At 62.7% G+C, this 25,567-nt stretch carries 26 protein-coding genes and 1 rRNA gene; 12 read left to right on the top strand and 15 right to left on the bottom strand.

Annotation, left to right across the window (positions count from 1 at the left end):
- Nucleotides 1–9: 9 nt before the first annotated feature.
- The 10 genes from I8746_RS13495 (at nt 10) to I8746_RS13450 (ending at nt 9,875) form a co-directional block, all read left to right on the top strand.
- Nucleotides 10–1,029, top strand: coding sequence for an outer membrane protein assembly factor BamD (locus I8746_RS13495; protein WP_192907582.1), 1,020 nt, complete (start codon nt 10–12; stop codon nt 1,027–1,029).
- 94 nt (nt 1,030–1,123) lie between these two features.
- On the top strand, nt 1,124–1,354 hold the full coding sequence (locus I8746_RS13490) for a PP0621 family protein (protein ID WP_014755231.1): 231 nt from the start codon (nt 1,124–1,126) through the stop codon (nt 1,352–1,354).
- 267 nt (nt 1,355–1,621) lie between these two features.
- Nucleotides 1,622–2,386 carry a FadR/GntR family transcriptional regulator gene (locus I8746_RS13485; protein WP_010951884.1) on the top strand — a complete coding sequence of 255 codons (765 nt, stop codon included), beginning with the start codon at nt 1,622–1,624 and terminating at the stop codon, nt 2,384–2,386.
- A 90-nt stretch (nt 2,387–2,476) separates the two neighbouring features.
- The gene (locus I8746_RS13480) at nt 2,477–3,679 is read left to right on the top strand and encodes an ABC transporter substrate-binding protein (RefSeq protein WP_003247562.1); all 1,203 of its coding nucleotides are present in this window, start codon (nt 2,477–2,479) and stop codon (nt 3,677–3,679) included.
- A gap of 65 nt (nt 3,680–3,744) precedes the next feature.
- The gene (locus I8746_RS13475; protein ID WP_003247565.1) at nt 3,745–4,605 is read left to right on the top strand and encodes a branched-chain amino acid ABC transporter permease; all 861 of its coding nucleotides are present in this window, start codon (nt 3,745–3,747) and stop codon (nt 4,603–4,605) included.
- 1 nt (nt 4,606) lies between these two features.
- On the top strand, nt 4,607–5,626 hold the full coding sequence (locus I8746_RS13470; protein WP_003247567.1) for a branched-chain amino acid ABC transporter permease: 1,020 nt from the start codon (nt 4,607–4,609) through the stop codon (nt 5,624–5,626).
- Entirely contained in the window at nt 5,626–6,378 is a 753-nt protein-coding gene (locus I8746_RS13465; RefSeq protein ID WP_012051121.1) for an ABC transporter ATP-binding protein, read from the top strand. Before I8746_RS13470 ends, I8746_RS13465 begins: the two co-directional genes overlap by 1 nt.
- Complete coding sequence (locus tag I8746_RS13460) at nt 6,378–7,073, top strand: ABC transporter ATP-binding protein (protein WP_010951881.1); 696 nt, start codon at nt 6,378–6,380, stop codon at nt 7,071–7,073. Before I8746_RS13465 ends, I8746_RS13460 begins: the two co-directional genes overlap by 1 nt.
- 113 nt (nt 7,074–7,186) lie before the next feature.
- A complete protein-coding gene (locus I8746_RS13455) occupies nt 7,187–8,464 on the top strand; it encodes a Zn-dependent hydrolase (protein ID WP_259674147.1) in 1,278 nt (425 codons plus the stop codon).
- Between the two features lies 1 nt (nt 8,465).
- Nucleotides 8,466–9,875 (top strand): amidase, encoded by a 1,410-nt coding sequence (locus I8746_RS13450; RefSeq protein WP_221100752.1) that lies wholly within the window; start codon nt 8,466–8,468, stop codon nt 9,873–9,875.
- Nucleotides 9,876–10,087: 212 nt separating this feature from the next.
- Here the strand turns inward: I8746_RS13450 and thiO are convergent, their stop codons facing one another.
- The 5 genes from thiO to I8746_RS13425 are packed head-to-tail and all read right to left on the bottom strand — an operon-like array spanning nt 10,088 to nt 12,909.
- Nucleotides 10,088–11,185 (bottom strand): glycine oxidase ThiO, encoded by a 1,098-nt coding sequence (thiO, locus tag I8746_RS13445; RefSeq protein ID WP_014755228.1) that lies wholly within the window; start codon nt 11,183–11,185, stop codon nt 10,088–10,090.
- A 54-nt stretch (nt 11,186–11,239) separates the two neighbouring features.
- Entirely contained in the window at nt 11,240–11,629 is a 390-nt protein-coding gene (locus tag I8746_RS13440; protein ID WP_003247577.1) for a type IV pilin protein, read from the bottom strand.
- A 1-nt stretch (nt 11,630) separates the two neighbouring features.
- Nucleotides 11,631–12,095, bottom strand: a complete 465-nt coding sequence (locus I8746_RS13435) for a hypothetical protein (RefSeq protein ID WP_221100751.1) — start codon at nt 12,093–12,095, stop codon at nt 11,631–11,633.
- A complete protein-coding gene (locus I8746_RS13430; RefSeq protein WP_012051115.1) occupies nt 12,092–12,730 on the bottom strand; it encodes a PilW family protein in 639 nt (212 codons plus the stop codon). Before I8746_RS13430 ends, I8746_RS13435 begins: the two co-directional genes overlap by 4 nt.
- Nucleotides 12,727–12,909: a prepilin-type N-terminal cleavage/methylation domain-containing protein gene (locus I8746_RS13425; RefSeq protein WP_221100750.1), complete on the bottom strand. Its 183-nt coding sequence runs from the start codon at nt 12,907–12,909 to the stop codon at nt 12,727–12,729. Before I8746_RS13425 ends, I8746_RS13430 begins: the two co-directional genes overlap by 4 nt.
- Before the next feature lie 109 nt (nt 12,910–13,018).
- Between I8746_RS13425 and I8746_RS13420 the strand changes: the two genes are divergently transcribed.
- Nucleotides 13,019–13,501: a GspH/FimT family pseudopilin gene (locus I8746_RS13420; protein WP_012051114.1), complete on the top strand. Its 483-nt coding sequence runs from the start codon at nt 13,019–13,021 to the stop codon at nt 13,499–13,501.
- Nucleotides 13,502–13,577: 76 nt separating this feature from the next.
- Here the strand turns inward: I8746_RS13420 and ispH are convergent, their stop codons facing one another.
- The 6 genes from ispH to murJ form a co-directional block, all read right to left on the bottom strand.
- Nucleotides 13,578–14,525 (bottom strand): 4-hydroxy-3-methylbut-2-enyl diphosphate reductase, encoded by a 948-nt coding sequence (ispH, locus tag I8746_RS13415; protein ID WP_004577287.1) that lies wholly within the window; start codon nt 14,523–14,525, stop codon nt 13,578–13,580.
- Between the two features lie 14 nt (nt 14,526–14,539).
- Nucleotides 14,540–14,977 (bottom strand): FKBP-type peptidyl-prolyl cis-trans isomerase, encoded by a 438-nt coding sequence (gene fkpB / locus I8746_RS13410; protein ID WP_003247607.1) that lies wholly within the window; start codon nt 14,975–14,977, stop codon nt 14,540–14,542.
- Entirely contained in the window at nt 14,970–15,485 is a 516-nt protein-coding gene (lspA, locus tag I8746_RS13405; protein ID WP_003247609.1) for a signal peptidase II, read from the bottom strand. The genes fkpB and lspA overlap by 8 nt, the downstream gene beginning before the upstream one ends.
- Nucleotides 15,478–18,309 (bottom strand): isoleucine--tRNA ligase, encoded by a 2,832-nt coding sequence (gene ileS, locus I8746_RS13400; protein ID WP_221100749.1) that lies wholly within the window; start codon nt 18,307–18,309, stop codon nt 15,478–15,480. The genes lspA and ileS overlap by 8 nt, the downstream gene beginning before the upstream one ends.
- Complete coding sequence (ribF, locus tag I8746_RS13395; RefSeq protein ID WP_029611809.1) at nt 18,306–19,256, bottom strand: bifunctional riboflavin kinase/FAD synthetase; 951 nt, start codon at nt 19,254–19,256, stop codon at nt 18,306–18,308. Before ribF ends, ileS begins: the two co-directional genes overlap by 4 nt.
- A 118-nt stretch (nt 19,257–19,374) precedes the next feature.
- Nucleotides 19,375–20,913: a murein biosynthesis integral membrane protein MurJ gene (murJ, locus tag I8746_RS13390; protein ID WP_004577288.1), complete on the bottom strand. Its 1,539-nt coding sequence runs from the start codon at nt 20,911–20,913 to the stop codon at nt 19,375–19,377.
- A gap of 250 nt (nt 20,914–21,163) precedes the next feature.
- Here murJ and rpsT point away from each other — a divergent pair, with 250 nt between their 5' ends.
- Complete coding sequence (gene rpsT / locus I8746_RS13385; RefSeq protein ID WP_003247625.1) at nt 21,164–21,442, top strand: 30S ribosomal protein S20; 279 nt, start codon at nt 21,164–21,166, stop codon at nt 21,440–21,442.
- A 235-nt stretch (nt 21,443–21,677) separates the two neighbouring features.
- Here rpsT and I8746_RS13380 read toward each other — a convergent pair whose 3' ends face one another.
- The 4 genes from I8746_RS13380 to rrf form a co-directional block, all read right to left on the bottom strand.
- Entirely contained in the window at nt 21,678–23,978 is a 2,301-nt protein-coding gene (locus I8746_RS13380; protein WP_004577289.1) for a PqiB family protein, read from the bottom strand.
- Nucleotides 23,971–24,594: a paraquat-inducible protein A gene (locus tag I8746_RS13375; RefSeq protein ID WP_012051109.1), complete on the bottom strand. Its 624-nt coding sequence runs from the start codon at nt 24,592–24,594 to the stop codon at nt 23,971–23,973. The genes I8746_RS13380 and I8746_RS13375 overlap by 8 nt, the downstream gene beginning before the upstream one ends.
- Nucleotides 24,581–25,240, bottom strand: a complete 660-nt coding sequence (locus tag I8746_RS13370) for a paraquat-inducible protein A (protein WP_012051108.1) — start codon at nt 25,238–25,240, stop codon at nt 24,581–24,583. The genes I8746_RS13375 and I8746_RS13370 overlap by 14 nt, the downstream gene beginning before the upstream one ends.
- Nucleotides 25,241–25,481: 241 nt before the next feature.
- Nucleotides 25,482–25,567 (bottom strand): 5S ribosomal RNA (gene rrf / locus I8746_RS13365); the annotation flags it as partial.

Raw genomic sequence — 25,567 nt, 5'->3', positions numbered from 1 at the left:
CAAGCCGCCATGCAAGTGAAACACCTGCTGCTGATCGCCATCCTCGGGCTTACCGCGGCCTGTTCCTCTAATAAAGAGGTCATTGACGAGAACCTCAGCGAGGCCGAACTGTACCAGCAGGCCCAGGCTGATCTGGACAACTCCAGCTACACCAGCGCCGTGAACAAGCTCAAGGCCCTGGAGTCGCGCTACCCGTTCGGCCGCTATGCCGATCAGGCGCAGCTTGAGCTGATCTACGCCAACTACAAGAATGCCGAGCCCGAGGCCGCCAAGTCGGCCGCCGAGCGCTTCATCCGCCTGCACCCGCAGCACCCGAACGTCGATTACGCCTACTACCTCAAGGGCCTGACCTCGTTCGACCAGGACCGTGGCCTGCTGGCGCGCTTCCTGCCGCTGGACATGACCAAGCGTGACCCGGGCGCCGCCCGCGACTCGTACAACGAGTTCGCCCAGCTGACCAGCCGCTTCCCCAACAGCCGCTACGCGCCAGACGCCAAGCAGCGCATGATCTACCTGCGCAACCTGCTGGCTTCGTACGAAATCCACGTGGCCGACTACTACCTGAGCCGCCAGGCTTATGTAGCGGCTGCCAACCGTGGCCGCTACGTGGTCGAAAACTTCCAGGAAACCCCGTCCGTCGGTGACGGCCTGGCGGTGATGGTCGAGTCGTACCAGAAGCTGCACCTGGACGAACTGGCCGCCACGAGCCTGGAAACCCTCAAGCTCAACTACCCGGACCACCCGAGCCTGGTCGATGGCGAGTTCCAGCCCAAGCAGACCGAGTCTGACGGCCGCGGCTGGCTGTCCAAGGCCACCTTGGGCCTGATCGAAACCGATACCCCGCTGCCGCCAGGCGAAACCCGCGCCAACCAGGACGTGGTCAAGCAGTTCCAGGACGCGCGCGACGAGATGCCGCGAGAGCTGCTGCCTAAAGACGAGAACGGCGACCCGATCGTGCCGGAAGGCCCGAAAGAAGCCGAGAAAGACCGTTCCTGGTTCAGCTACATGACCTTTGGTCTGTTCGACTGACCTTCAGCGGTGAATGAAAGGGAGGCCTTGGGCCTCCCTTTTTTATTGGCCGCGTCCTAGACTGTTGGCTTCTTCAATCGACAAGCTGGACACCATGGTTCGCCTACTTTTCTGGATCGCCCTGATCGCCGCCGCGTTCTGGCTGTGGCGCAAGTTCAAAGTCAGCCAGCAGTCGCACCCCGAGGCGAAGCTGGATGCGCCGCTGAAGATGGTGCGCTGTGCCCATTGCGGCGTGCACCTGCCCAACGACCGGGCGCTGCAGCAGGGTAATGAGTGGTATTGCAGCCAGGCCCACCTGCAGCAGGGCCCTGGCCACCAAGGCTGAACACGATGTCTGTTCAATCCTGAAACCCATTCGAAATCTGTGGGAGCGGGCTTGCCCGCGAAGCAGGCACCACGGTGTATGGCACCGGCTTCGCCGGTGTTCGCGGGCACGCCCGCTCCCACAGTTTTTATCTGCAATTTCGTGTTCCACATATCCCTCCCCGACCCTTTCACACCATTTACGACCCCTCCCCCAGCACCAGCATTGACCCGCCCGGCCAAAATTCGCTAAATCCTATTTATCCGCATAAATATGAAAAATAGCGAAATGCTCAAACCCAAACGCAAGCGCCAGAAGCTGTCCGATGTGATCGTCGAATCAGTCAAGCGCTCGATCGTCACCGAAGCGCTACACCCCGGCGACCGCCTGCCCACCGAGCGTGAACTGATGGAGCATTTCGAATGTTCCAAGGGCACCGCCCGCGAAGCGCTCAAGGCGCTCGAAGTGGAAGGCCTGGTCAGCACCCGCACCGGCCCGACCGGGGGCGCCTACCTGAACGAAGTGGGCACCGAGCCAGCCAGCCGCGCGCTGCGCAACTACCTGCATTTCCAGCACCTGGACGGCGAACAGGTGTACCAGCTGCGCAAAGTCATCGAGGTAGAACTGGCGGTGTCGGTGATGGGCAAGCTGAGCGAGGCCGATTATGCCGCGCTGCAGGCCAACATCGACTTCTGCAGCGCGCCGGAAGACAGCGAAGAAGGCCAGCGTGAGCAGCGCTTGGCGGAGCTTGAATTCCACACCCTGCTGGCCGACCGCTGCCCCAACCCGTTGCTGCGTTTCATGGCGGTGTTCCTCAACGACCTGCTGCGCGACCTGGTGGTGCTGAAAAAGGCCTACCTGCCCAAGCGCCAGCAGTTCGCCGCCGCCAACATCGGCTACCACAAGCAACTGCTGACCGCCTTGCGCGCCAGCGACGAACCCGCCGTACGCCGGCTGATGCACGAACACATGTGCGACGCCGAGCACCACATGACCGCGCTGGAAGGCGAGGTTGCCCGTAACTTCCTGCTGGAGTTCGATCACCACCACTGATGCGCCTGTAAAGAGGCCTGCACACAGGCCCGGCCGTACCCGCTTTGTCATTGCCACTCCTGCCTAATAACCACAAACAAGGAGTTACTCATGCAAAGACGTACCCTGCTCAAGGCAGGCCTTGCCCTGGGTGCCTTAGGTAGCCTCCCCTTGGGGGCACACCGGGCATTCGCCGACCAACCGCTGACCTTCTATGGGCTCAAGTCCATGTCGGGCGCCTTCGCCAGCTACGGCAAGTACGCCGACATGGGCTCGCGCCTGGCCATCGCCGAGCACCCGCAGTTGCTCGGCCACCCGCTCAAGTACAAAGTCATCGACACCGAAGGCAACGCCGGCAAGGCGGTGCGCAAGGTGCAGGAAGCCATCGGCCAGGATGGCGCACGCTTCTTCCAGGGGTGCACCCTGTCGTCATCGGCACTGGCGGTGTCCAAGGAAATCCACAAAGCCGGCGGCGTGTTCATGACGCCTGTGGGCGCCGATGAAATCACCGGCAAGGACTGCAATGCCTCAACCTTCCGCTGGTCGGTGCCCACCTATGGTGCCATCCGCGAAACCCTGGTGCCGATGAGCCGCCAGCTGCCCCAGGCCAAGCGCTGGTACACCATCACCCCGCAATACGTATTCGGCGATGCCCTGCTGGACAACGCCCGCAAAGTGTTCGCCGAGCTCGGCGTGGAACACATCGGCAACAGCTACCACTCGCTGCAGGAGCAGGAATTTTCCGGCTACCTGACCAACGCCATCGCCGCCAAGCCCGACGTGCTGGTGCTGCTCAACTTCGGTAGCCAGGCCTCCAACGCCCTGCGCCAGGCGGTCAACTTCGGCATCAAGGACCGCATGAAAGTGCTGATGGTGTGGTCTGCCGGCCTCGACCAGTTCCAGGAGCTGGGCAGCGACGTGCTCGAGGGCGTGTACCTGGGTGCGCAGTACTGGCACCAGGTCGACACCCCGCTGAACAAACAGTTGGTCGCCGCCACCCGCAAGGCCTATGGCATCAACCCCAACTACCCGCTGGCCGCCGACTACATCGGCACCAAGGTGATGCTCGAGGCCATCGTCAAGGCCGGCAGCCTGGACGGGGCCGCCGTGTCTGCGGCATTGCAGGGCATGCGCTTCCAGGGCCCGACCGGCGAAGAACTGATCCGCCCGGGTGACCACCAGGTGCTCAAGGATTACTACCTGCTGCGCGGCAAGCCCCAGGGGCAGATGCGCGACGAGGACGACCTGGCCGAAGTCATCAGTTCGGGCCGCTCCTTCGTCGAGGTCGATCACACCGGTTGCGCCCTGGCCTGAAGCTGCGGCGTTAGTCACAAACACTTGTACAGGCAGCCGCCCGGCGCGCTGTCGAGGGCACGCTCATGCTCGATTTGTACCTGTTCCAACTGCTCAACGGCCTGGGCCTGGGGATGATCTACTTCCTCATCGCCGTGGGCCTGACGATCATTTTCGGCCTGCTCAACTTCGTCAACTTCGCCCACGGCGCGTTTTTCTTGCTGGGCGCCTACCTGTGCTATACCGCCGTGGCCGTCACCGGCAACTTCTGGCTGGCGCTGCTGATTGCGCCACTGGTGGTGGCCGCGCTGGCCTGGGCGGTCGAGCGCCTGTTGATCAAACGCATCTACCACCTGCCGCACACCTTCCAGATCCTCGTCACCCTCGGCATCGCGCTGATCATCCAGGAAGCGTCGGTGCTGATCTGGGGCCCGGTGGGCAAGAACATTGCCGTGCCACCTGAACTGCGCGGGGTGCTGATACTTGGCGACTTCATCTACCCCTACTACCGCTTGTTCCTGATCGGCTTCGCAGCGCTGATCGGTATTGGCCTGTGGCTGCTGCTGGAACGCACCCGTTTCGGCGCACTGGTGCGGGCCGGTAGCGAAAGCACCGAGACCGTGTCGCTGTTGGGCACCAACATTTTCCGCCTGTTCTCCCTGACATTCGCCCTGGGCGTGGGCCTGGCAGGTGTGGCGGGTGTGCTGTTTGCGCCGCTACGGGGCGCCCAGCCCTTCGTCGGCCCGGAAATCCTCGGCATTGCCTTCGTGGTGGTGGTGATTGGCGGCATGGGGTCGTTCGGCGGGGCGCTGGTTGGCGGCCTGCTGGTGGGTGTGGTGCAAAGCATGATGACCAGTCTCTGGCCGCAAGGCGCCAGCCTGATGATCTATGGCGCCATGGCAGCAGTGATTCTGGTCCGTCCCTACGGCCTGTTCGGGAGAGCCTGAGATGAGCGAGAAAAACCCATTGCCAGTCGCCAAGGGCCGCGCCCCGGCGCTGCTGTCGCTGGTAGTTGCCAGCCTGGTGGCGCTGCCGCTGTTGCTGCCCTCGGCCACCCTGGCTACCGAGATCCTGATCTTTGCCATGGCCGCACTGGCCTGCAACCTGCTGCTCGGCTACACCGGACTGCTGTCGTTCGGCCAGGGCATCTTCTTTGGCGTGGGCGCCTATGGCGCAGCGCTGCTGATGATCCACCTGCAGTGGGGCATGTTCGCCGCGCTGCTTGGCGCAGCTGTGTTCGGCGCCTTCCTCGCGCTGCTGGTGGGCGCACTGGCGATCCGTCGCACGGGCATCTACTTCGTCATGCTGACCCTGGCCTTCAGCCAGATGGCCTACTTCCTGGCCTATACCCTCAGCGGCTGGACCGGCGGTGACAACGGCCTGCTTGATGTGCCACGGCCGAATATCGAAATCGCCGGCCATGTGCTGGTCGACCTGGCCGATCCGCGGCACTTCTATGTGTTCGTCGCGGTGCTGTTCCTGTTGATCTTCGCCGCAGCCCTGCGGGTGATCCGTTCGCCATTCGGCAGCACCCTGCTGGCTATCCGTGAGAACGAGACCCGCGCCGCCGCCATCGGCTACGACACCCGCCATTTCAAGATTCTGGTGTTCATGCTGTCGGGCGCCATCACCGGCATCGCCGGGGCGCTGTACGCCATGCTGCTGCACTTTGCGCCGCTGTCGAACATCGACCTGATGATGAGCGAGAACATCCTGATCATGACCATCGTTGGCGGCACCGGCTCACTGTTCGGCTCGCTGCTGGGGGCTGGCGCCATCGTGCTGCTGGGTGACGTGCTGTCGGAACTTTGGCCACGCTGGCTGATGCTGCTGGGGGTGATCCTGATTCTGGTGGTGGTGTTCATGCGTGGCGGCCTGTGGGGCGGCCTGACCGAACTGGGCAAGCGCCTGCTGGCCACCCGCAATGCCGATGACAAACCCCAGGCCAAGACCAAGGAGACCCTGTGATGAGCGACTACCTCCTGGAAACCCGCCAGCTGGAGCTGGCCTACGGGCCGTTCAAGGCGGTCGCGGGCGTTGACCTCAAAGTGCGCGCCGGCACCATCCACACCATTATCGGCCCCAACGGCGCCGGCAAGACCAGCCTGTTCCACTGCCTGACCGGCGAACGTCAGGCCACGGCCGGCAAGATCCTGTTCAATGGCCAGGACATCATTCGCAAGCCGTCCCACGGGCGGGTGGCACTTGGCATGGCGCGTTCGTTTCAGCTCACCAGCCTGTTCCAGAACCTTTCAGTGCGCGAGAACCTGCGCCTGGCCGCCCAAGGCCGTGATGGCCTGGGCGCGCTGAACTTCTGGCGCAGCGTCGAGCACAAGCGCAGCCACTGGAACACCGCCGACCAGGTGCTGGAGCGCCTGAAACTGAGCGCCCGTGCCGAAACCCTGGCGGGCGAGCTGTCGCACGGCCAGCAAAGGGTGCTGGAAGTGGGCATGTCGATCTGCGCCAAGCCCACCCTGCTGATGCTCGACGAACCCACTTCGGGCATGGGCATCGACGACATCCCGGTGATGACCGACCTGATCAGCGACCTTGGCCGCGACCATACCGTGCTACTGATCGAGCACAACATGAGCATTGTCATGTCGATCAGCCAGCGCATCACGGTGATGAGTCACGGCCAGATCCTGGTCGAGGGTACCCCTGAACAGGTGCGCAACGACGAGCGCGTACGCACCGCCTACCTTGGAGAGGCCGCCTGATGCTCAACGTCGATTCGATCCATTCCTACTACGACAAGAGCCATGTGCTCGAAGGTGTCTCGCTCAAGGTTGAGGCTGGCGAACTGGTAACGCTGCTGGGGCGCAACGGCGCAGGCAAGACCACCACCTTGCGCAGCATCCTTGGCATCGTCCGCCCACGGCAGGGGCAGATCAGCTTCAACGGCCAGCAGTTGGTCGGACGCGAAATTTTCGATATCGCCCGCCTCGGCATTGCTCTGGTGCCGGAACACCGCGGCATTTTCCGCCAGCTCAGCGTGGAGGAGAACCTGAAGATTGCCGTGCGCAAGACCAGCCGCTGGCAGCTGGAGGACGTGTACAGCATGTTCCCGCGCCTAAAGGAGCGTCGCCGCAACGGTGGTTTTGCCCTATCCGGTGGCGAGCAACAGATGCTCGCCATCGCCCGCGCCCTGCTCAACGGCCCCAGGCTGCTGATCCTCGACGAACCCACCGAAGGCCTGGCCCCGGTGATTGTCGATGAACTGGTGAAGATCCTGCGACGGATCAAGGACGAAGGGCTGTCGATCCTGCTGGTAGAGCAGAACCTGATGGTCTGCGATGCCCTTGCTGATCGCCACTATGTGCTGGAGCAGGGCCGCGTCGCTTACCAGGGCAGTGCAGCGCAGTTCCGCGAGGACCCGAGCATCAAGAACCGTTACCTGGCCCTTAGCGCCTGATCAGCAGGGAAGCACGCCCGCAAAGACCTCTGGCCTGTGGATGACCTGTAGGAGCGGGCTTGCCCGCGAAGAGGCCAGTACAAGCAACTGATTACTTTCAGGAGAGCTGAACCATGAACACCCGCATCGATCCCTCGCAGCACCTGCTCGGCCAAGGCCCGTTGGTCAGCCGCGAGCGCCTGTGGCAATCATTGATGGACCTGGCCCAACTCGGCGCCACCGCCAAGGGCGGCGTGTGCCGCCTGGCCCTGACCGACCTCGACCGCCAGGCGCGCGACCTGTTCGTACACTGGTGCGAACAGGCCGGCTGCACGGTCAGCGTCGACGCCATCGGCAATATCTTCGCACGCCGCCCCGGGCGCAACCCTGCCCTGCCGCCCATCATGACCGGCAGCCACATCGACACCCAACCCACCGGCGGCAAGTTCGATGGCTGCTACGGCGTCATGGCCGGCCTCGAAGTGATGCGTACGCTCAACGACTTGCACCTGACCACCGAAGCACCGCTGGAAGTGGTGGTATGGACCAACGAAGAAGGTTCGCGCTTCCCGCCCTGCATGATGGGCTCGGGCGTGTTTGCCGGTAAGTTCGGCCTGCAGGAAACCCTGGAAAAGATCGATGACCAAGGTCTGTCGGTCGGCGCCGAGTTGCAGCGCATCGGCTACGCCGGCCCGCGCGTGCCCACCGGGCATGCCGTGGGCGCCTACTTCGAAGCGCATATCGAGCAAGGCCCGGTGCTGGAAGACCAACGCACCACCATCGGCGTGGTCCAGGGCTGCCTGGGGCAAAAATGGTTCGACCTGACCCTTACCGGCGTCGAGGCGCATGCAGGCCCCACGCCCATGCACCTGCGCAAGGACGCACTGGTCGGCGCTGCCGAGGTGGTGGCTGCGGTCAACCGCGTCGCTCACGCGCACCAGCCACATGCCTGCGGCACGGTCGGCTGCCTGACCTTGCACCCAGGCTCGCGCAACGTCATCCCCGGCCAGGTGCACATGACCATCGACCTGCGCCACCTCGACCCTGGGCTCCTCGACGCCATGGTCAGCGAAGTGCGCGCAGCCATCGAAAACAGCACGGCGAAACATGGCCTGAGCTATCAGCTAACCCCGACAGCCGACTTCCCGCCGCTGTACTTCGCCGAGCAGTGCGTGGATGCCGTGCGCCAAGGGGCGCGTGCGCTGGGCCTGAGCCACATGGATATCGTCAGCGGCGCCGGTCACGATGCGATCTTCCTCGCCGAGCTGGGCCCGGCCGGGATGATCTTCGTGCCATGCGAAGGCGGCATCAGCCACAACGAAATCGAAAATGCCGCGCCCCAGGACCTGGCCGATGGTTGCGACGTCCTGTTGCGCGCCATGTTCCAGGCCGCCAACCCGGGAGCCCGTTGAAATGCCCCAGAAAACCGCGATTGGCGAACTCACCGCCGTAGAACTGCTCGAACTGTACCAGCGCCGCCAGTTGTCACCCGTCGAGGTGGTCGACGATGTGCTGGCGCGCATCGACCTGCATAACCCGGCGGTCAACGCCTACTGCCATGTCGACGGCGAAGGTGCCCGCGCCGCCGCCCGCGCCAGCGAACAACGCTGGCAGCGCGGCGAGCCCTGTGGCCGACTGGATGGCGTACCCGCCTCGATCAAGGACCTGACCCTGACCCGCGGCATGCCCACCCGCAAAGGCTCGCGTACTACCTCGGGTTCCGGGCCGTGGGAAATCGATGCGCCCTTCAGCGCCTTCATGCGTGAAGCCGGTGCTGTGCTGGTGGGTAAGACCACCACGCCGGAGTTCGGCTGGAAAGGCGTGACCGACAACCCGCTGTACGGCATTACCCGCAACCCTTGGGATACCAGGCTGACTGCCGGTGGTTCGTCTGGTGGTGCTGCGGCAGCCGCCGCGCTGAACCTGGGGGTGCTGCATCAGGGCAGCGATGCCGGTGGTTCGATTCGCATCCCTTGCGCCTTCACCGGCACCTTCGGCATCAAACCGACCTTCGGCTATGTGCCGCAATGGCCGGCCAGCGCCATGACCGTGCTGTCGCACCTGGGGCCGATGACGCGTACCGTGGACGACTCGGTGCTGATGCTCGACTGCGTAGCGCGCCCCGATGCCCGCGACGGTTTGGCCGGCGCACCCCGGCAGGCGCCTTGGCTCAGCCAGCAGCAAGATCTGAGTGGGCTACGCATCGCCTACAGCGCCAACTTCGGTTACGTGCAGGTCGCCCCACAGATCCAGGCACTGGTGGCGCAAGCGGTGCAGCGCCTGGCGCGGTTGGGTGCGCAGGTAGAGGAAGTGGACCCGGGCTTCAGCGACCCGCTGGAAACCTTCAATACCCTGTGGTTTGCCGGTGCGGCGCGGTTGGCCAGTGCCTTGAGCGATGAGCAGAAAGCGTTGCTTGACCCGGGGCTGCGCTGGATTGCCGAACAAGGCGCACAGATCAGCCTTGGCGAATACACCCAGGCGCTAGAGGCACGGGCAGAATTGATTGCGAAGATGAATGCCTTTCATCAGCGATATGACGTGCTGGTATCGCCGATGCTGCCGTTGGTGGCGTTCGAAGCCGGACACAACGTGCCGCCTGGGTCGGGGATGGCGCAATGGATGGAGTGGACGCCGTTCAGCTATCCGTTCAACCTGACCCAACAGCCGGCAGCCTCGGTGCCCTGCGGGTTTACCCGCGAGGGGTTGCCGGTGGGCCTGCAGGTGGTGGCCGGGCGCTTTGCCGATGAGCAAGTGCTGCGGGTGTGCAAGGTGTATGAGCAGCATTATCCGAGCCGGCACTTGCAAGCACCGATTACTGGCTGAAATCTGTATGGGGCTCTGTGGCCCTTTCGCGGGTGAACCCGCTCCTACACGCACCGATTACTGGCTGAAATCTGTATGGGCCTCTGTGGCCCTTTCGCGGGTGAACCCGCTCCTACACGCACCGATTACTGGCTGAAATCTGTATTGGCCTCTGCGGCCCTTTCGCGGGTGAACCCGCTCGTGTGGGAGCGGGTTTACCCGCGAAGAGGCCCTCAGCCCAAACGCCCTTCTGGCGCATACGGCGCCGGGTCGATCATCGGCTCGGCCCCTGTCAGCAAATCGGTAAACAGCTGGCACGAAGCCGGCGCCAACACCAGCCCATTGCGATAATGCCCACAATTCAGCCACAACCCTTCATGCCCTGGCACAGGCCCAATGTAAGGGATGCCTTCTGGCGACCCCGGCCGCAGTCCCGCCCAGTGCGCCACCACTGTGGCGCCTTCAAGCTCTGGCAACAACTCCACCGCCGATGCCTTCAGACTTTCCAACGCATCCCCGGTCGGGGTCTTGTCATACCCGGCGTGTTCCAGCGTGCTCCCCACCAGAATGTGCCCGTCACGTCGCGGGATTGCATAACGTCCCTTGGCCAGCACCATGCTCGGCAAGAAGTCTTCAGCGCACTTGAACAGGATCATCTGGCCCTTCACGGGCTCCACCGGCAGTTCAAGGCCAAGGGTACGCAACAGGTCGCCACTCCAGGCGCCAGCACTGAGCACAACCTCATCCGCCGCCAGTACGCCATCAGCCGTCTGTACACCGGTCACGCGCCCCTTTTCCTGCACGAAGCCGGTGATCTGGCAGTGTTCGCGCAAGGTCACGTTTGGCAGCGCCAGCAACGCCGCTTTCAGCGACTTGACCAAGCGTGGGTTGCGCACATTGGCCACGCCAGCCATGTAGATGGCGTGCTTGAAGCCAGGGCCCAGCACCGGCACCGCATCGTAGGCCGCCGAAATATCCACGGCACTCAGCGGCCGCTGCTCGCGCGCGGCCCAGGCCAACGCTTCAGCCTCGTCGTCCAGGTCGAGCCAGTACAGCCCGGTGGTGTGAACTTCGGGGTCGACGCCAGTGCTGGCGAACAGACGCTCGCCCAGCTGTGGATAAAAGTCCTGCGACCAATGCGCCAGAGCGGTCACTGCGGCGCTGTAGCGCCACGGGTACAACGGCGAGACAATGCCTCCGCCAGCCCAGGACGACTCTCGGCCAACCTCACCCTGATCGCACACCACCACCTGGCCGACCTTGGCTGCCAGGTTGAATGCCGTCAGCAGGCCGATCACCCCGCCGCCGACCACCACTACTTGCTTGCTCATCTGTCGATCCAACACCTGAAGTAAAACCGCGATGCACCGGGCATCATTGAACCTTCAGCTTCCCCAGCAGTGCGTGCTGTGCTCAACGGCACCCGGATTGCGCTGCATGCCAGCCTGGTCGAGCTGGAAATCGCCACAGCCATCCTGCGCCATCAGCCCATGCGGTAGCCGCCGGGCGCGCAGCGTGAAGGTGTCACTGTCGCGCTGGGCCTGAAGGCTGTAGTAGCGGGTACCTTCGGGCAAGACCAGGTCGCCCTCGGCGTATTGGCCAGTGCGCACGCGGTGGCGCTCCAGGCGCAGGGCGGCATCATGCAGCAGGCCAACCACTTCGCTGCGCGCGGCTCGCCGAAGCTGGTCGCTGTAACTGGGGTAGGCAATGGCTGCCAGAATGCCGGTCACGGCCAGCACAATCAACAACTCGATCAGACTCAAGCCTTGCTGCATGTCAGTCTCCTCGCAATCTTTGCCGCCAGGTGATGCGTTGGGTTTGATTGCCAGCCACGGCGTAGACCGCTTCCAGCACATGCCGTGAGCGGCTTTGCTTGCTGACGGCGGTAATCCGGAACAGGCTAACCGGCTGCCCTTCGGGCATGTGCGCGGCACGTGTGCTGACACCCAGGTTCTGCAGCTGGAAAAAGCCGGTCTGAGTACCTTGCCACTGCCCCACCAGATCGTGCGGCCTGGGCGGCGGCAGGCACGCGTTACAAACGTCAGGGGGCGCCCGTTCAAGTTCGCGTACCCCGGCCAGCAAAGTGGCCTCAGCCTCTTCCAGCGCCAGCAGGCCATCGCTCAGGTAGCCGGTCATCCGCGTTTCCACCAGCGCGTCACGCAGGGCAGATGTGGCAAGCAGGCCCAGCAGGACGCTGAGCACCAACGCCAACAACAGGACAACACCCCGCTGGCGGTTCATGAAGCCGGCACCGGGTTACGCAATGCCACGCTCAGCGTATGGTGCTGCTCAAGCTGCAAGGTCGGCTCATACAATGTCAGCTGAAGATCGATCCGCTCTCCAGCCACCTGCACCACACGCAGTTCGCGCACGTGATCGACCAAGGGCTGATTGCGGCCGCGCCGCTCGAAGTAAAGCGTACTTCCAACGTGAGCATAGCGATGCCGGCTGACAGGCACAGCCATAAGCGTGTCGCTACCTTGCGCGCGCTCCTTGTGTACCTCCACCGTGTTGATACAGTTTGTCAGCAAGGTCCAGTCGGGGTCGCCGGCATACCCTGGTAACTCAGCGACGACCAGGCTCAAACTTGACGGGCCGCTCGCCAAGGGCCGGGTAAAGGCCTGCTCCGCGCCGGAGACCAGAAAGTCGTCTGGGGTCAGGCGCAGGCAACCGAACATCCCGGCCATGCGGATATCCTGCGCCATGCGCAGCAATGCAAGCCGCGCAGAATCCTGCATGCGCACTGCCGTACTTTGCAGGCGCCAAGTCTGGTGCGCAGAGACAAAAAGCTGGCTGGCCGCCGCCAGCAGCATCAATCCGATCGCCAGCGCCACCACCATCTCAAGCAAGCCAAACCCTGCCTGACAGCGCCTCATCGCCGCCTGCGCTCATGTTCGCTGTGCAGCGCCATCGCCACCTGGCCATCCCGGCGCGCGCTGTCCGCAGCCTGCAATGCCTGCAATTGCATCGCAGCCGTTGCGAACAGACCTGCGGCCACGATCACGATCGCCAACAGCACTTCCAGAAGCGTCATGCCCCCTTGCCTTGCGTGCATCCCTGCACCTCCTGCGACTTTTCCGGTCATTGCTTTCAACTTGGGCGACTGGACCTCTTGTCCAACCGCCAGGAAGCTATAGCCAAGCACGTCCAGGGAGGAATGCACGGTGAAGCAACGCGGCGTAACACTGATACAAATGTTGTCGGCCTTGGCCGTGGCGGTCTTGCTGACCCAACTGGGCATGCCGGCCTACGCCCGAATGAGCGATGACCTGCACCGGGCGGCGGCTGCCCGTGATCTGGCGCAGGCGCTGCGCAGTGCACGCAGCCATGCCATGCTGCAAAGCCAGCCGGTGCTGGTGCTGGCGCTGGACGGTAATTGGGGGAATGGTTGGCGGGTAGTGCTGGAGCATAACCGGCAGGTGCTACGCGAACAGCGCCTTTCAAAGCCGCTGAAAATAACCAGCAATCGCGGCGAGCAGTTCAAATTCAGTGCGCTGGGCGTGCCAATGACGTCGGGCAACAGCTGGTTGGGCGCAACACTGGAAATGTGCGAACGCGCCGCTGCTCGCAGCCGATATCAAGTGGCGCTGGCATCAAGCGGCAGAGTCAGGTTGCTTACGGAGGACCGGAGCAATGACCGCTGCTAGCGCGGTCATTGCAGGAACAGTCTTGAGTCGCGCAAGGGCTGCAAAGCAGCCCCAGCATTGGCAGCGGTGCAGCCCGTTAGATCAGCGAGCGAACCCGCAGCTCTTTGGGCATTGAAAAGGTGATGTTCTCTTCGCGCCCGTCCAGCTCTTCTGCGCCGGTAGCGCCCCAGGCCTTGAGCTGTTCGATCACGCCACGCACCAGCACTTCGGGTGCCGAAGCACCGGCGGTGATGCCGATCCGCGCGGTCTGGTCAAACCAGCCGCGTTGCATGTCCTCGGCACCGTCGATCAGGTAGGCCGGGGTGCCCATGCGCTCAGCCAGCTCGCGCAAACGGTTGGAGTTGGAACTGTTCGGGCTGCCCACCACCAGCACCACGTCGCTCTCGCCGGCCAGTTGCTTGACGGCGTCCTGGCGGTTCTGGGTGGCGTAGCAGATGTCGTCCTTGCGCGGGCCACCGATGTTCGGGAAGCGCGCACGCAGCGCATCGATGACGCGGCTGGTGTCGTCCATCGACAGTGTTGTCTGGGTGACGAAAGCCAGGTGGTTCGGGTCGCGCACCTGCAGGTTGGCAACATCTTCCTCGTCTTCGACAAGGTAGATGGCGCCGCCGTTGCTGGCATCGTACTGGCCCATGGTGCCTTCGACTTCCGGGTGCCCTTCGTGGCCGATGAGAATGCACTCACGGCCATCGCGGCTGTACTTGGCCACTTCGATGTGAACCTTGGTCACCAGCGGGCAGGTAGCATCGAACACTTTCAGGCCACGGCCAGCAGCTTCCTGGCGCACAGCCTGGGAAACACCGTGGGCACTGAAGATGACGATGACATCGTCCGGCACCTGGTCCAGCTCTTCGACAAAGATGGCGCCGCGGTTACGCAAGTCTTCCACCACGAACTTGTTGTGCACCACTTCGTGGCGCACATAGATCGGCGGGCCGAAGACTTCCAGCGCGCGGTTGACGATCTCGATCGCCCGGTCGACCCCGGCGCAGAAGCCGCGCGGGTTGGCGAGTTTGATTTGCATGCTCGGCTCCAGGCTTACAGGGCCTTCACCTCGAGGATCTCCACCTCGAAGGTCAGGGTCTTGCCAGCCAGTGGGTGATTGAAGTCGATGGTGACCTGGTCGTCATCGAACGCTTTGACCACACCCGGCAGCTCGGTGTTGGCGGCGTCGTTGAAGATGATCAGCAGCCCTTCGGACAACTCCATGCCTTCGAAGTTGGACCTCGGCATGACCTGCACGTTCTGCGGGTTAGGCTGGCCGAAGGCGTTCTCCGGGGCAACCACCACGGTGCGCTTGTCACCGGCCTTGAAACCGAACAGGGCGTTTTCAAAACCCGGCAGCAGGTTGCCATCCCCCACTTTGAAGGTGGCCGGGGCTTTATCGAACGTGCTGTCGACGGTGTCGCCGTTTTCCAGGTGCAGCGCGAAGTGCAGGGTGACTTCGGTGTTCTGGCCGATACGGGTGTCAGTCATGAACCGGATCCTCGGACTTCTTGCTCTTGAACATATCCAGCGCCAGCATCACCGCACCAACGGTGATGGCGCTGTCGGCCACGTTGAAGGCCGGGAAGTAATGACGGTTCTGCCAGTGCACCAGGATGAAGTCGACCACATGGCCCAGCACGATGCGGTCGTACAGGTTGCCAATCGCCCCCCCCAGCACCAGCGCCAGCGCCACGGCCAGCCAGGTCTCGTTGCGCCCCAGGCGCTTGAGCCAGACGACCAGTACCGCGCTGACCACCACGGCGATCAGGGCGAACAACCAGCGCTGCCAACCCGCTCCGTCAGCCAGGAAGCTGAACGCGGCACCGGTGTTGTAGGCCAGGGTCCAGCTGAAGTAGTCAGGAATGACCACGATCTGCTGGTACATGGTCAGGGCGTTGTTGAAGTACAGCTTGGTGGCCTGGTCGATGACCAGGACCAGCAAGCTCAGCCACAGCCATGCAAGGCGCCCGAAGCGCCCCGCTGCAGGGTTAGGCATAGTGGCGCACCTCACCCGAGCCTGTCAGGTTGTCGACGCAACGGCCGCAGATTTCCGGGTGCTCCGGATGGCTGCCGACGTCGGCGCGGAAGTGCCAGCAACGGCCGCACTTGGTGTGACCGGACTTGACCACTTGCAGCTTGAGGCCTTCGACTTCGGTGGCTACCGCTTCGGCCGGCGCCTGTGCGAACGGCACCACGCTGGCGGCCGAGGTGATCAGCACGAAGCGCAGCTCGTCGCCCAGCTTGCCCAGGTCGGCACTCAGGCCTTCGTCGGCGTACAGGGTCACTTCGGCTTGCAGGTTGCCGCCGATGACCTTGGCGGTGCGCTGGTTTTCCAGCTCCTTGTTGACCGATGCCTTCACTGCCATCACGCGGTCCCAGTAGGCGCGGTCCAACTCGGTGCCTTCCGGCAGCTCGCTCAGGCCTTGGTACCAGCCGTTGAGCATGACCGACTCGTTGCGCTCGCCCGGCAGGTACTGCCAGATTTCGTCGGCAGTGAATGCCAGGATCGGCGCGATCCAGCGCACCAGCGCCTCGCTGATGTGGTACAGCGCAGTCTGGCAGGAACGGCGGGCGACACTGTTGGCGCCGGTGGTGTACTGGCGGTCCTTGATGATGTCGAGGTAGAAGCCGCCCAGCTCCTGTACGCAGAAGTTGTGCACCTTGGAGTAGACGTTCCAGAAACGGTACTCGCTGTAGTGCTCTTCCAGTTCGCGTTGCAGCAGCAGGGTACGGTCCACGGCCCAGCGGTCCAGCGCCAGCATGTCTTCCGGGGCCAGCAGGTCGCGGGCCGGGTCGAAGCCGGACAGGTTGGACAGCAGGAAGCGGGCGGTATTACGGATACGCCGGTAAGCATCGGCGCTGCGCTGCAGGATCTGCTCGGAAACCGCCATTTCACCGGAATAGTCGGTGGCCGAAACCCACAGGCGCAGGATATCGGCACCCAGGGTGTTGTTGACCTTCTCCGGCTCGATGGTGTTACCCAGCGACTTGGACATCTTGCGGCCGTTCTCGTCCACGGTGAAGCCGTGGGTCAGCAGCTCGCGGTACGGCGCGTGGTTGTCGATGGCGCAACCGGTCAGCAAGGACGAGTGGAACCAGCCGCGGTGTTGGTCGGAACCTTCCAGGTACAGGTCAGCGCGCGGGCCGGTGGCGTGGCCGATGTCGTGCGAGCCACGCAGTACGTGCCAGTGGGTGGTACCGGAGTCGAACCACACGTCGAGGGTGTCAGCGATCTTGTCGTACTGATCGGCTTCAGCGCCCAGCAGTTCGGCGGCGTCCAGCTTGAACCAGGCCTCGATGCCTTGCTGCTCGACACGCTTGGCCACTTCTTCCATCAGTTCGACAGTGCGCGGATGCAGCTCGCCGGTCTGCTTGTGCAGGAAGAACGGGATCGGCACACCCCAGTTGCGCTGACGCGAGATGCACCAGTCCGGGCGGTTAGCGATCATCGCGTGCAGGCGCGCCTGGCCCCAGGCCGGGACGAACTTGGTGTCTTCGATGGCTTTCAGCGCACGCTCACGCAGCGGCTCGCCGGTGCTCGGCTGCTTGTCCATGCCCACGAACCACTGCGCGGTGGCGCGGTAGATCAGCGGGGTCTTGTGGCGCCAGCAGTGCATGTAGCTGTGGCTGATGGTTTCGGTGTGCATCAGCGCACCGACTTCGCTCAGTTTCTCGACGATGGCCGGGTTGGCCTTCCAGATGAACTGGCCGCCGAAGAATGGCAGCGACTCGACATACACGCCGTTGCTCTGCACCGGGGTAAGGATGTCGTCGTTGACCATGCCGTAGCGCTTGCAGGTGACGAAGTCGTCTTCACCGTAGGCTGGCGAGGAATGCACCACGCCGGTACCGGCACCCAGCTCGACGTAGTCGGCCAGGTAGATTGGCGACAGGCGATCGTAGAACGGATGGCGGAAGTTGATCAGCTCCAGCGCCGAACCTTGGGCGGTGGCAACAACCGAACCTTCCAGGTTGTAGCGCTTCAGGCACGACTCGACCAGCTCTTCAGCCAGCACCAGCAGGCGCTCGCCGGTGTCGACCAGGGCGTACTTGAATTCCGGGTGGATGTTCAGGGCCTGGTTGGCCGGGATGGTCCACGGGGTGGTGGTCCAGATCACGATGGCGGCCGGCTTGGTCAGCGAGGCCAGACCGAAGGCGGCGGCCAGCTTGGCCTCATCGGCAACCGGGAAGGCCACGTCGATGGTCTGCGACTTCTTGTCGGCGTACTCGACTTCCGCTTCAGCCAGCGCCGAACCGCAATCAAAGCACCAGTTCACCGGCTTCAGGCCCTTGAACACGAAGCCTTGCTTGACCATCTCGGCCAGGGCGCGGATTTCACCGGCCTCGTTGGCGAAGTTCATGGTCTTGTATGGGTTGTCCCAGTCACCCAGCACGCCCAGGCGGATGAACTCGGTCTTCTGCCCTTCGATCTGCTCGGCAGCGTACTCGCGGCACAGCTCGCGGGTGCGGTCGGCGGAGAGGTGCTTGCCGTGGGTAACCTCGACCTTGTGCTCGATCGGCAGGCCATGGCAGTCCCAGCCCGGTACATACGGCGCATCGAAGCCGGCCAGGGTCTTGGAACGGACGATCATGTCCTTGAGGATCTTGTTCAGCGCATGACCGATGTGAATCTTGCCGTTGGCATAGGGCGGGCCGTCGTGCAGGACGAACTTGGGACGATCCTTGCCAATTTCGCGCAGCTTCTGGTACAGGCCAATGCTGTCCCAGCGCTGCAGGATCTGCGGTTCGCGCTGAGGCAGGCCGGCCTTCATGGGGAAGGCGGTGTCCGGAAGGTTAAGCGTGGCTTTGTAGTCGGTCATTTCAGGCTCTTCGTTAGCGGTTGAGCGTGCCAATGTGCACGTGCGGCGGCGATATCCGCATCGATCGCCGACTTCAGCGCCTCCAGGGAGGCGAATCGCTGCTCTTCACGCAGCTTGTGGTGGAACTCCACCGTCAGGCGCCGGCCGTAAAGATCGCCGGCAAAGTCCAGAAGATGAATCTCCAGGTGCGGGCGCCCATCACCGGCAACGGTGGGGCGCACGCCGATATTGCCGACACCCGGCCAAGCTTTGCCGTCGATCACGATGCTGGCCAGGTATACCCCGGACAGCGGCACGCGACGGCGCTTGAGCTGGATGTTGGCGGTTGGTGTGCCGAGCTGGCGGGCCAGCTTCTGGCCGTGCAGCACGCGGCCTGTAATGCGGTACGGGCGGCCCAGCAGGTGTTCGGCCAGCTCGAAGTTGCCCTCGGACAAGGCCTTGCGCACTTCGGTGCTGCTGACCCGCAGGCCGTCCTGGATGACCGTGTTGGCGGCCTCGACGGTAAAGCCGTACGCGTTGCCGGCCTCGACCAGGAAAGCGAAGTCGCCAGCGCGGTCGCAGCCGAAGCGGAAGTCATCGCCCACTTCGAGATGACGCACGCCCAGGCCGTCGACCAGGATGGCCTTGACGAAGGCATCGGCACTGAGCTTGCTCAGACGATGGTTGAACGCCAGGCACAGCACCCGGTCGATACCTTCGGTCGCCAGCAGCTCTATCTTGTCGCGCAACCGGGCCAGGCGCGCTGGCGCGGTATCGGGTGCGAAGTACTCGCGTGGTTGCGGTTCGAAGATCACCACGCAGGTCGGCAGGCCCAAGGCCTGACCGCGCTCGCGCAGGCGCGCCAGGATTGCCTGGTGGCCGCGGTGAACCCCGTCGAAGTTGCCAATGGTGGCGACACAGCCCCGGTGCTCGGGGCGCAGGTTGTGAAGACCTCGAACCAGCTGCATAACGCGCTTCTTGCTCATAAAGTGGCCGATTATAACCACACCCGGGCGCTGGTGACAGGCAGCAGCGCCCAAGGGCGGCGTGGAATGCGAAAAACCGACGCCTGACCCGCCAAAAGCCTCAGTGCAAGGCCTTGCGAGCGAAATGCCGGGGCCTGAAGCCACACAGGTACAGGCAGCCAAAATACGTCACGACGCCCGCCAGGATCAGCGCCCCAAGCCGCAGGAAGCGCTCAAGCATAATGCCCTGCTCCCAGGCCGGCATATAGTGCATGCCCGCCAGCAATACTGCCGACATCAGCGTCACTGCCAACACAAGCTTGAGCAGGAACACTGCCCAGCCAGGCTGAGGCTCGAACAGCTGCTGACTGCGCAGCTTCCAGAACAGCAAACCGGCATTCAGGCAAGCACCGAGGCTGATCGCCAATGCCAGGCCGGCATGTGCAAGCGGGCCGACCAGGGCAAGGTTGAACAGCTGGGTGCAGACCAAGGTGAAGACTGCGATCTTCACCGGCGTGCGAATATTCTGCTGCGCATAGAAGCCAGGTGCCAGTACCTTGATCAGAATGATCGCCAGCAAGCCCACGGAATAGGCGATCAACGCCCGCTGGGTCATGGCCGCATCAAACGCGCTGAACTTGCCATATTGAAACAGCGCAACGGTCAGCGGCTCGGCAAGAATGGCCAAAGCCAGGGTGCAGGGCAGCACCAGCAGGAAGCACAGGCGCAGGCCCCAGTCGAGAATCCGTGAGTACTCCTCGCGGTCCTTGTTGGCGTAGGTCTTGGCCAGGGTCGGCAGCAGGATGGTGCCCAGAGCAACGCCCAACACACCGGAAGGCAGCTCCATGAGGCGGTCGGCGTAGTACATCCACGACACCGAGCCGGCCACCAGGAAGGAGGCGAAGATGGTGTTGATGATCAGCGAGATCTGGCTCACCGACACCCCCAGGATCGCCGGCAGCATCTGCTTCAGTACCCGCCACACACCCGCGTCCTTGAGGTTCAGTCGCGGCAGCACGAGCATGCCGATCTTCTTCAGCGCTGGCAGCTGGTACAGCAACTGCGCCAGGCCACCCGCCAGCACGCCCCAGGCCAATGCCATGATTGGCGGGTTGAAGTACGGCGTCAGCAACACGGCGAAGGCGATCATCGCCACGTTCAGCAAGGTAGGCGTGAAGGCCGGCACCGAAAAGCGGTTCCAGGTATTGAGGATCGCTCCGGCCAGGGAAGACAGCGAGATCAGGAATATATAAGGAAACGTCACCCGCAACAGGTCGGTGGTCAGCGCGTATTTTTCGGTGCTGTCGACAAAACCCGGGGCCGTCGCCCACACAACCCACGGTGCAGCGAGGATGCCGATGGCGGTCACCAGGGCCAGCACCAGGGTCAGAAGGCCGCTGACATAGGCAATGAAGGTGCGCGTCGCCTCCTCGCCCTGCTGGGTCTTGTACTCGGCCAGAATCGGCACGAAGGCCTGGGAGAATGCGCCTTCGGCGAAGATGCGCCGCAACAGGTTGGGCAGCTTGAACGCGATGAAGAAGGCATCGGTAGCGACACCAGCACCAAAGATGCGGGCCAGGATGGTGTCGCGAACAAAGCCCAGCACCCGCGAAATCATGGTGATCGAGCTTACTGCAGCCAGGGATTTGAGCAGGTTCATCGAAAAGATTCACGCCAATGACAGAGGACGCTGCCAGACAGCGTCCGAATGTGCGATACTCCCGCGCCTTCGCAGGGGAGCCAAAAATTCCCGAGTGTACAGGTCGCGCAGCAGAAAGGAATCTTTCCCGCTTGTTGGCGCACCGCTCGGCGGAACCTTGCAGGTGGCCTTGACATCCGCTCGACTGATCGGCATGATTCGCGGCCTATTTTGTTTGCTATTTACCTAAAGTCTTTCGAGGAGCTCGACGGTGGCCAACACACCTTCCGCCAAGAAACGTGCAAAACAGGCTGAGAAGCGTCGCAGCCACAACGCCAGCCTGCGTTCCATGGTCCGCACCTACATCAAGAATGTAGTTAAAGCCATCGACGCAAAAGACGCCGAAAAAGCGCAAGCCGCTTACGTTCTGGCTGTACCTGTAATCGACCGTATGGCCGACAAGGGTATCATCCACAAGAACAAGGCTGCTCGTCACAAAGGCCGTCTGAATGGCCACATCAAGGCGCTGAAAGAAGCTGCAGCTGCCTAAGCGACGCGCTAGTCGAAAAACCGACCCTAGGGTCGGTTTTTTGTTGCCTGCGATTTATGCTTGCGGGCACAGCTCCATGTGGGACTCAATCTCTGTGTGGCGCGAAAGGGCTGCAGAGCAGCCCCGGCAATCTCAGCTTCTGCGCTGAGACCGAGGGGCCGCTACGCGCCCCTTTCGCGACGCAAGGCCGCTCCCACAAAAAAGCGGGGCCGCGTTTGGCGGCCCTACTTTTACATCACTTGGCGATTTGAATCTTCGGTGCCCACTGCAGCCATTCATCCTCGGCCTTTTCGAACAAGGCAAAGGTCTGTTGCGGCCGTGCCGGGTTACCCATCTGCTCGCCATCTGGCGTTGCAAAGGCGATACCGCCATCGATCAGGGTTTCCACCGACTCGGTACGCACTGTAGCGCCCTTGAACAGACCCCAGTCGAAACCGAAACCACTGCTGTTCCAGAAGCGGCTACCGCTGCGCACCAAGGCGGCATAGCGCGGCTCGATGAGGATATGAATCAGCACGCGGTCAGCGCTCTGGCCCAGCTCGAAGCCTGTCACCTTGCCCACCGTAACCTCACGATAGGTAACCGGTACACCCGGCTTGATCGAGCCGCGGCGTGGCGCACTGAGCGTCAATGGCAGGCCGACCTCTGGCCCTGCTACCTGCGGTGCTTCGGCCAAGGCGATGAAATCGCGCTGTGGCCCACGGTTCTTGGCTGCTGGCTGCACTTCCAGGTACTGCCCACCTATCAAGGTGTCCAGGTTTTCAGTGCGCACCAGGCCCAGGGCCGGCTTGACCACCCAGAACTGCGTACCGGCACGGGCAATACGATCCGCCGCTTCGGTAATGCGCGCCCGTAGCAGCACCGCCTGCAGGTCATCGGTGAGGTCGACGCTCTCGATGCTGCCCACATCCAGGCCGCGGAAGCGGATGGCCGTGCCCGGTTTCAGGCCATCGGCACGCTCTACACGGATGGTGATCAACGTACCCGCACGGTTTACCGCCTCCTGACTGTCATGCAGGCGGAAGCGTGGAATGTGTCGCTTCAGCGGTACATCGGGCCGTGGCGTATCGAACGCAATACCGCCGGCCATCAGTGTTTGCAGCGACTCACTCTTGATCTTGATGCCCGACAGGCCGCCGGTCAGGGTGATCCCACTGACGTTCCAGAAGCGCGACGAACCATTGACCAGCTTCTCGTACTCCTTCTCGATATGCACACCGATCAGGATGCGGTTGCTGTTACGGGCGAACTGATAGCTCTGCACGCTACCCACCTTCACCTGGCGATACATCACCGGGCTGCCGATTTCCAGCGAACCCAAGGTGTCGGCGAACAACACCATGTGCAGGCCCGGCGCTTTGAGGTCGAGCGGCGGCGCCTTGGCACGCGCCTCGAACTCACGCTCTGGCCGTGCGCCCTTCTCACCAGGACGAATGGCGATGTAGTTACCTTTGACCAGCGCCTCCAGGCCCGTGATTCCCGCCAGGGAAATCGACGGTTTGACTACCCAGAACTGCGTCCCGTCTACCAGGTAGTCCTCAGTCAGCGGGTCGAGTGTCAACTCGGCCGAAGCGCTGGCCAGGTTGTCTTCCATCTTCAGGGCTTTCAGCGAGCCCACCTGGATACCCTTGTACATGACCGGCGTGCGACCCGCCTGCAGGCCTTCATAATCGCTCAGCTTCACTTTTACCCGGATACCCGCCTGTGCTGCATCGAAGTCCTCGTACAAGCGGAACGGCAGGCTCGGATCGGTGGGCGGGCTGTCCTTGCGGTACTCCGGCGTGGCGAAGGCGATACCACCCGCCACAATGCTCGACAACGACTCACTGCGCACCTTCACACCCGAAAGCGAAGCATCGATGCTGACACCGCTGGCGTTCCAGAAACGCGTGTGCTTGCGCACCAAGCTGGCGTAGGCCGGCTCGATGAAGACTTTCACCTCTACGGTGCTCTGGTCCTCGGACAGGCGGTAGCTTTTCACCCGGCCAACCTGAATCTGCTTGTAGAACACCGGGCTGTCACGGTTGAGCGAGCCCAGCCTGTCGGCCTTGAGGGTCAGGTGTAGGCCTGGTTCAGAATCCGAGAGCGGTGGCGCCACCTTCAATGCCACAAAGCGTTTGGTACGCTCCCCCTCACCCGGGCTAACAGCGATGTAGTTACCCGACACCAGTGTTTCAAGGCCAGATATACCAGCCAGGCTGACACTCGGCTTCACCAGCCAGAAACGCGTGCCTTTGGTTAGATGGGGCTCGGCAGCCTTGTTCATCTCGATGGTAGCGATCACCCCCTGCGTGTCGCCCTTGGCGTCGAGCACCAGGCTTTTCACCTTGCCAACCGGCATGCCTTTGTAGATGACCTCAGTCTTGTTGGCGACGATACCCTCTCCCGACTCGAAGCGGACCTCAATTTCCACGCCAGCGTCGCGGTAGGCCTGCCACGCGAGCCAGCCACCGATCATCAGCGCAATCAAAGGCAGGATCCAGATGGCCGACCAGTTCGAGGCTGGGCGGGTTTTAGCCGTTGGCAGGTCACTCATGGTCGTCATCCGACTCCGTGTTATCCCAAATCAGTCGGGGATCGAAAGTTAAAGCGGCAAGCATTGTCAGGATCACCACAGTTGCGAAGGCGACAGCGCCCAGGTTGGCTTCGACACTGGCTATTCGGCCAAAATTCACCACTGCCACCAGGATGGCAATGACGAAGATATCCAGCATGGACCAGCGCCCAATGAATTCGATGAAGCGGTACATCAATATCCGCTGCCGGGCCGAAAGCGGTTGCCGCCGCTGAACGGAGTACAACAGCAAGCCGATGCCCACCAGCTTGAACGTGGGGACCAGGATACTGGCAATGAACACCACAGCCGCAATGGGCACCATGCCATGCTTGAGCAGGGTGATGACGCCGGACATGATGGTGTCCGGGCTGCCCTGACCGAGGGTACTCACGGTCATGATCGGCAGTATGTTGGCCGGGATGTAGAGGATCGACGCCGCAATCAGCAACGCCCAGGTGCGCACGATACTGTTCGGCCGGCGTGCATGCACGACAGCGCCGCAGCGTGTGCAGGTTTGCGAAGTGCTGTCTGGCTCTTGCCTGTTCAGCTCGTGACACTCATTGCAGACAACAATGCCTGCGTCAATCGCCCGCATGCAGGTCCTCCCCCGATAGCGCACTCCAGATCTGGTGGGGCGACATCACCACCTCGAGCCACACCTGGATCAATAACAGACTGATGAAACAGAACAGCCCAAGGCCCACGGTCAGTTCGGCCAGGTCCACCAGCTTGACGATGGCCACCAGCACCCCCATGAAATAGACCTCGAGCATGCCCCAGTCACGCAGATGGTGATAGATGCGGTAGAAGACCAGGCCGTAGTCACGCCCGAAGTTCAAGCGGATGCTCAACAGCACAGCCAGCTGACAGAGCAGTTTCGCCAGCGGAATGACCATGCTGCAGAGCAACACCACTACGGCAACACCGCGCATTCCCGAGTTGTACAGGCCTAGCACGCCACTCCAGACCGTATCGTCCGAAGTCTGACCAAGCAGGTGCAACTGCATGATCGGCAGGAAATTGGCCGGCACGAACAGCAAAAGGGCCGACAGTACCAAGGCCAGGCTGCGATTGACCACATTGTGCCGGTGGGCATAGAGCTCGTAGCCGCAGCGCGGGCATTGGGCTTTCTCATCATGCTGCAGCACGGGCTTGCGCAGCAGCAGGTCACATTCATGGCAGGCGACAAGCTCGTCCAACGGCAGCTGGTCCAGGGTTTCAGGTTCGACAGAATTGGACATATGGCGCTTCTGAATAGGTGCGTGGTGGCTATTCTAGTGTTCTGGCTCGAATTGTGGGAGGCGACATTGGCCTGGAGGGTATGCGCCCCTGCCTGGCGTTGCCCCCTTCCCCGTAGGAGCGGGTTTACCCGCGAACACCGGCGAAGCCGGTGCCATCTCCGCTCTCGAGCAGGTCAAGTTTTTTTGCCCACAAAGACAAAACCCCTACCTGCATGCGCAGATAGGGGTTTTGCGAAATGAATCTTGACGATGACCTACTCTCACATGGGGAAACCCCACACTACCATCGGCGATGCATCGTTTCACTACTGAGTTCGGGATGGGATC

The sequence above is a fragment of the Pseudomonas sp. USTB-Z genome, from assembly GCF_019691255.1.
Lineage (GTDB): Bacteria > Pseudomonadota > Gammaproteobacteria > Pseudomonadales > Pseudomonadaceae > Aquipseudomonas > Aquipseudomonas alloputida.
This window is presented reverse-complemented; position numbering and strand designations above follow the sequence as displayed.

Excerpts from the sequence above, each read along its gene's own strand:
- lspA (WP_003247609.1), bottom strand. The coding sequence starts at position 15,485 with ATGCCTAACCCTGCAGCGGGGCGCTTCGGGCGCCTTGCATGGCTGTGG.
- I8746_RS13435 (WP_221100751.1), bottom strand. The coding sequence starts at position 12,095 with ATGAACCGCCAGCGGGGTGTTGTCCTGTTGTTGGCGTTGGTGCTCAGC.
- I8746_RS13470 (WP_003247567.1), top strand. The coding sequence starts at position 4,607 with ATGAGCGAGAAAAACCCATTGCCAGTCGCCAAGGGCCGCGCCCCGGCG.
- I8746_RS13465 (WP_012051121.1), top strand. The coding sequence starts at position 5,626 with ATGAGCGACTACCTCCTGGAAACCCGCCAGCTGGAGCTGGCCTACGGG.
- I8746_RS13455 (WP_259674147.1), top strand. The coding sequence starts at position 7,187 with ATGAACACCCGCATCGATCCCTCGCAGCACCTGCTCGGCCAAGGCCCG.
- I8746_RS13490 (WP_014755231.1), top strand. The coding sequence starts at position 1,124 with ATGGTTCGCCTACTTTTCTGGATCGCCCTGATCGCCGCCGCGTTCTGG.
- I8746_RS13480 (WP_003247562.1), top strand. The coding sequence starts at position 2,477 with ATGCAAAGACGTACCCTGCTCAAGGCAGGCCTTGCCCTGGGTGCCTTA.
- murJ (WP_004577288.1), bottom strand. The coding sequence starts at position 20,913 with ATGAACCTGCTCAAATCCCTGGCTGCAGTAAGCTCGATCACCATGATT.
- I8746_RS13495 (WP_192907582.1), top strand. The coding sequence starts at position 10 with ATGCAAGTGAAACACCTGCTGCTGATCGCCATCCTCGGGCTTACCGCG.
- I8746_RS13460 (WP_010951881.1), top strand. The coding sequence starts at position 6,378 with ATGCTCAACGTCGATTCGATCCATTCCTACTACGACAAGAGCCATGTG.
- ileS (WP_221100749.1), bottom strand. The coding sequence starts at position 18,309 with ATGACCGACTACAAAGCCACGCTTAACCTTCCGGACACCGCCTTCCCC.
- I8746_RS13425 (WP_221100750.1), bottom strand. The coding sequence starts at position 12,909 with ATGCACGCAAGGCAAGGGGGCATGACGCTTCTGGAAGTGCTGTTGGCG.
- fkpB (WP_003247607.1), bottom strand. The coding sequence starts at position 14,977 with ATGACTGACACCCGTATCGGCCAGAACACCGAAGTCACCCTGCACTTC.
- I8746_RS13440 (WP_003247577.1), bottom strand. The coding sequence starts at position 11,629 with ATGCAGCAAGGCTTGAGTCTGATCGAGTTGTTGATTGTGCTGGCCGTG.
- I8746_RS13450 (WP_221100752.1), top strand. The coding sequence starts at position 8,466 with ATGCCCCAGAAAACCGCGATTGGCGAACTCACCGCCGTAGAACTGCTC.
- I8746_RS13485 (WP_010951884.1), top strand. The coding sequence starts at position 1,622 with ATGCTCAAACCCAAACGCAAGCGCCAGAAGCTGTCCGATGTGATCGTC.
- I8746_RS13380 (WP_004577289.1), bottom strand. The coding sequence starts at position 23,978 with ATGAGTGACCTGCCAACGGCTAAAACCCGCCCAGCCTCGAACTGGTCG.
- ribF (WP_029611809.1), bottom strand. The coding sequence starts at position 19,256 with ATGCAGCTGGTTCGAGGTCTTCACAACCTGCGCCCCGAGCACCGGGGC.
- I8746_RS13475 (WP_003247565.1), top strand. The coding sequence starts at position 3,745 with ATGCTCGATTTGTACCTGTTCCAACTGCTCAACGGCCTGGGCCTGGGG.
- ispH (WP_004577287.1), bottom strand. The coding sequence starts at position 14,525 with ATGCAAATCAAACTCGCCAACCCGCGCGGCTTCTGCGCCGGGGTCGAC.
- I8746_RS13370 (WP_012051108.1), bottom strand. The coding sequence starts at position 25,240 with ATGTCCAATTCTGTCGAACCTGAAACCCTGGACCAGCTGCCGTTGGAC.
- I8746_RS13375 (WP_012051109.1), bottom strand. The coding sequence starts at position 24,594 with ATGCGGGCGATTGACGCAGGCATTGTTGTCTGCAATGAGTGTCACGAG.
- thiO (WP_014755228.1), bottom strand. The coding sequence starts at position 11,185 with ATGAGCAAGCAAGTAGTGGTGGTCGGCGGCGGGGTGATCGGCCTGCTG.
- I8746_RS13430 (WP_012051115.1), bottom strand. The coding sequence starts at position 12,730 with ATGAGGCGCTGTCAGGCAGGGTTTGGCTTGCTTGAGATGGTGGTGGCG.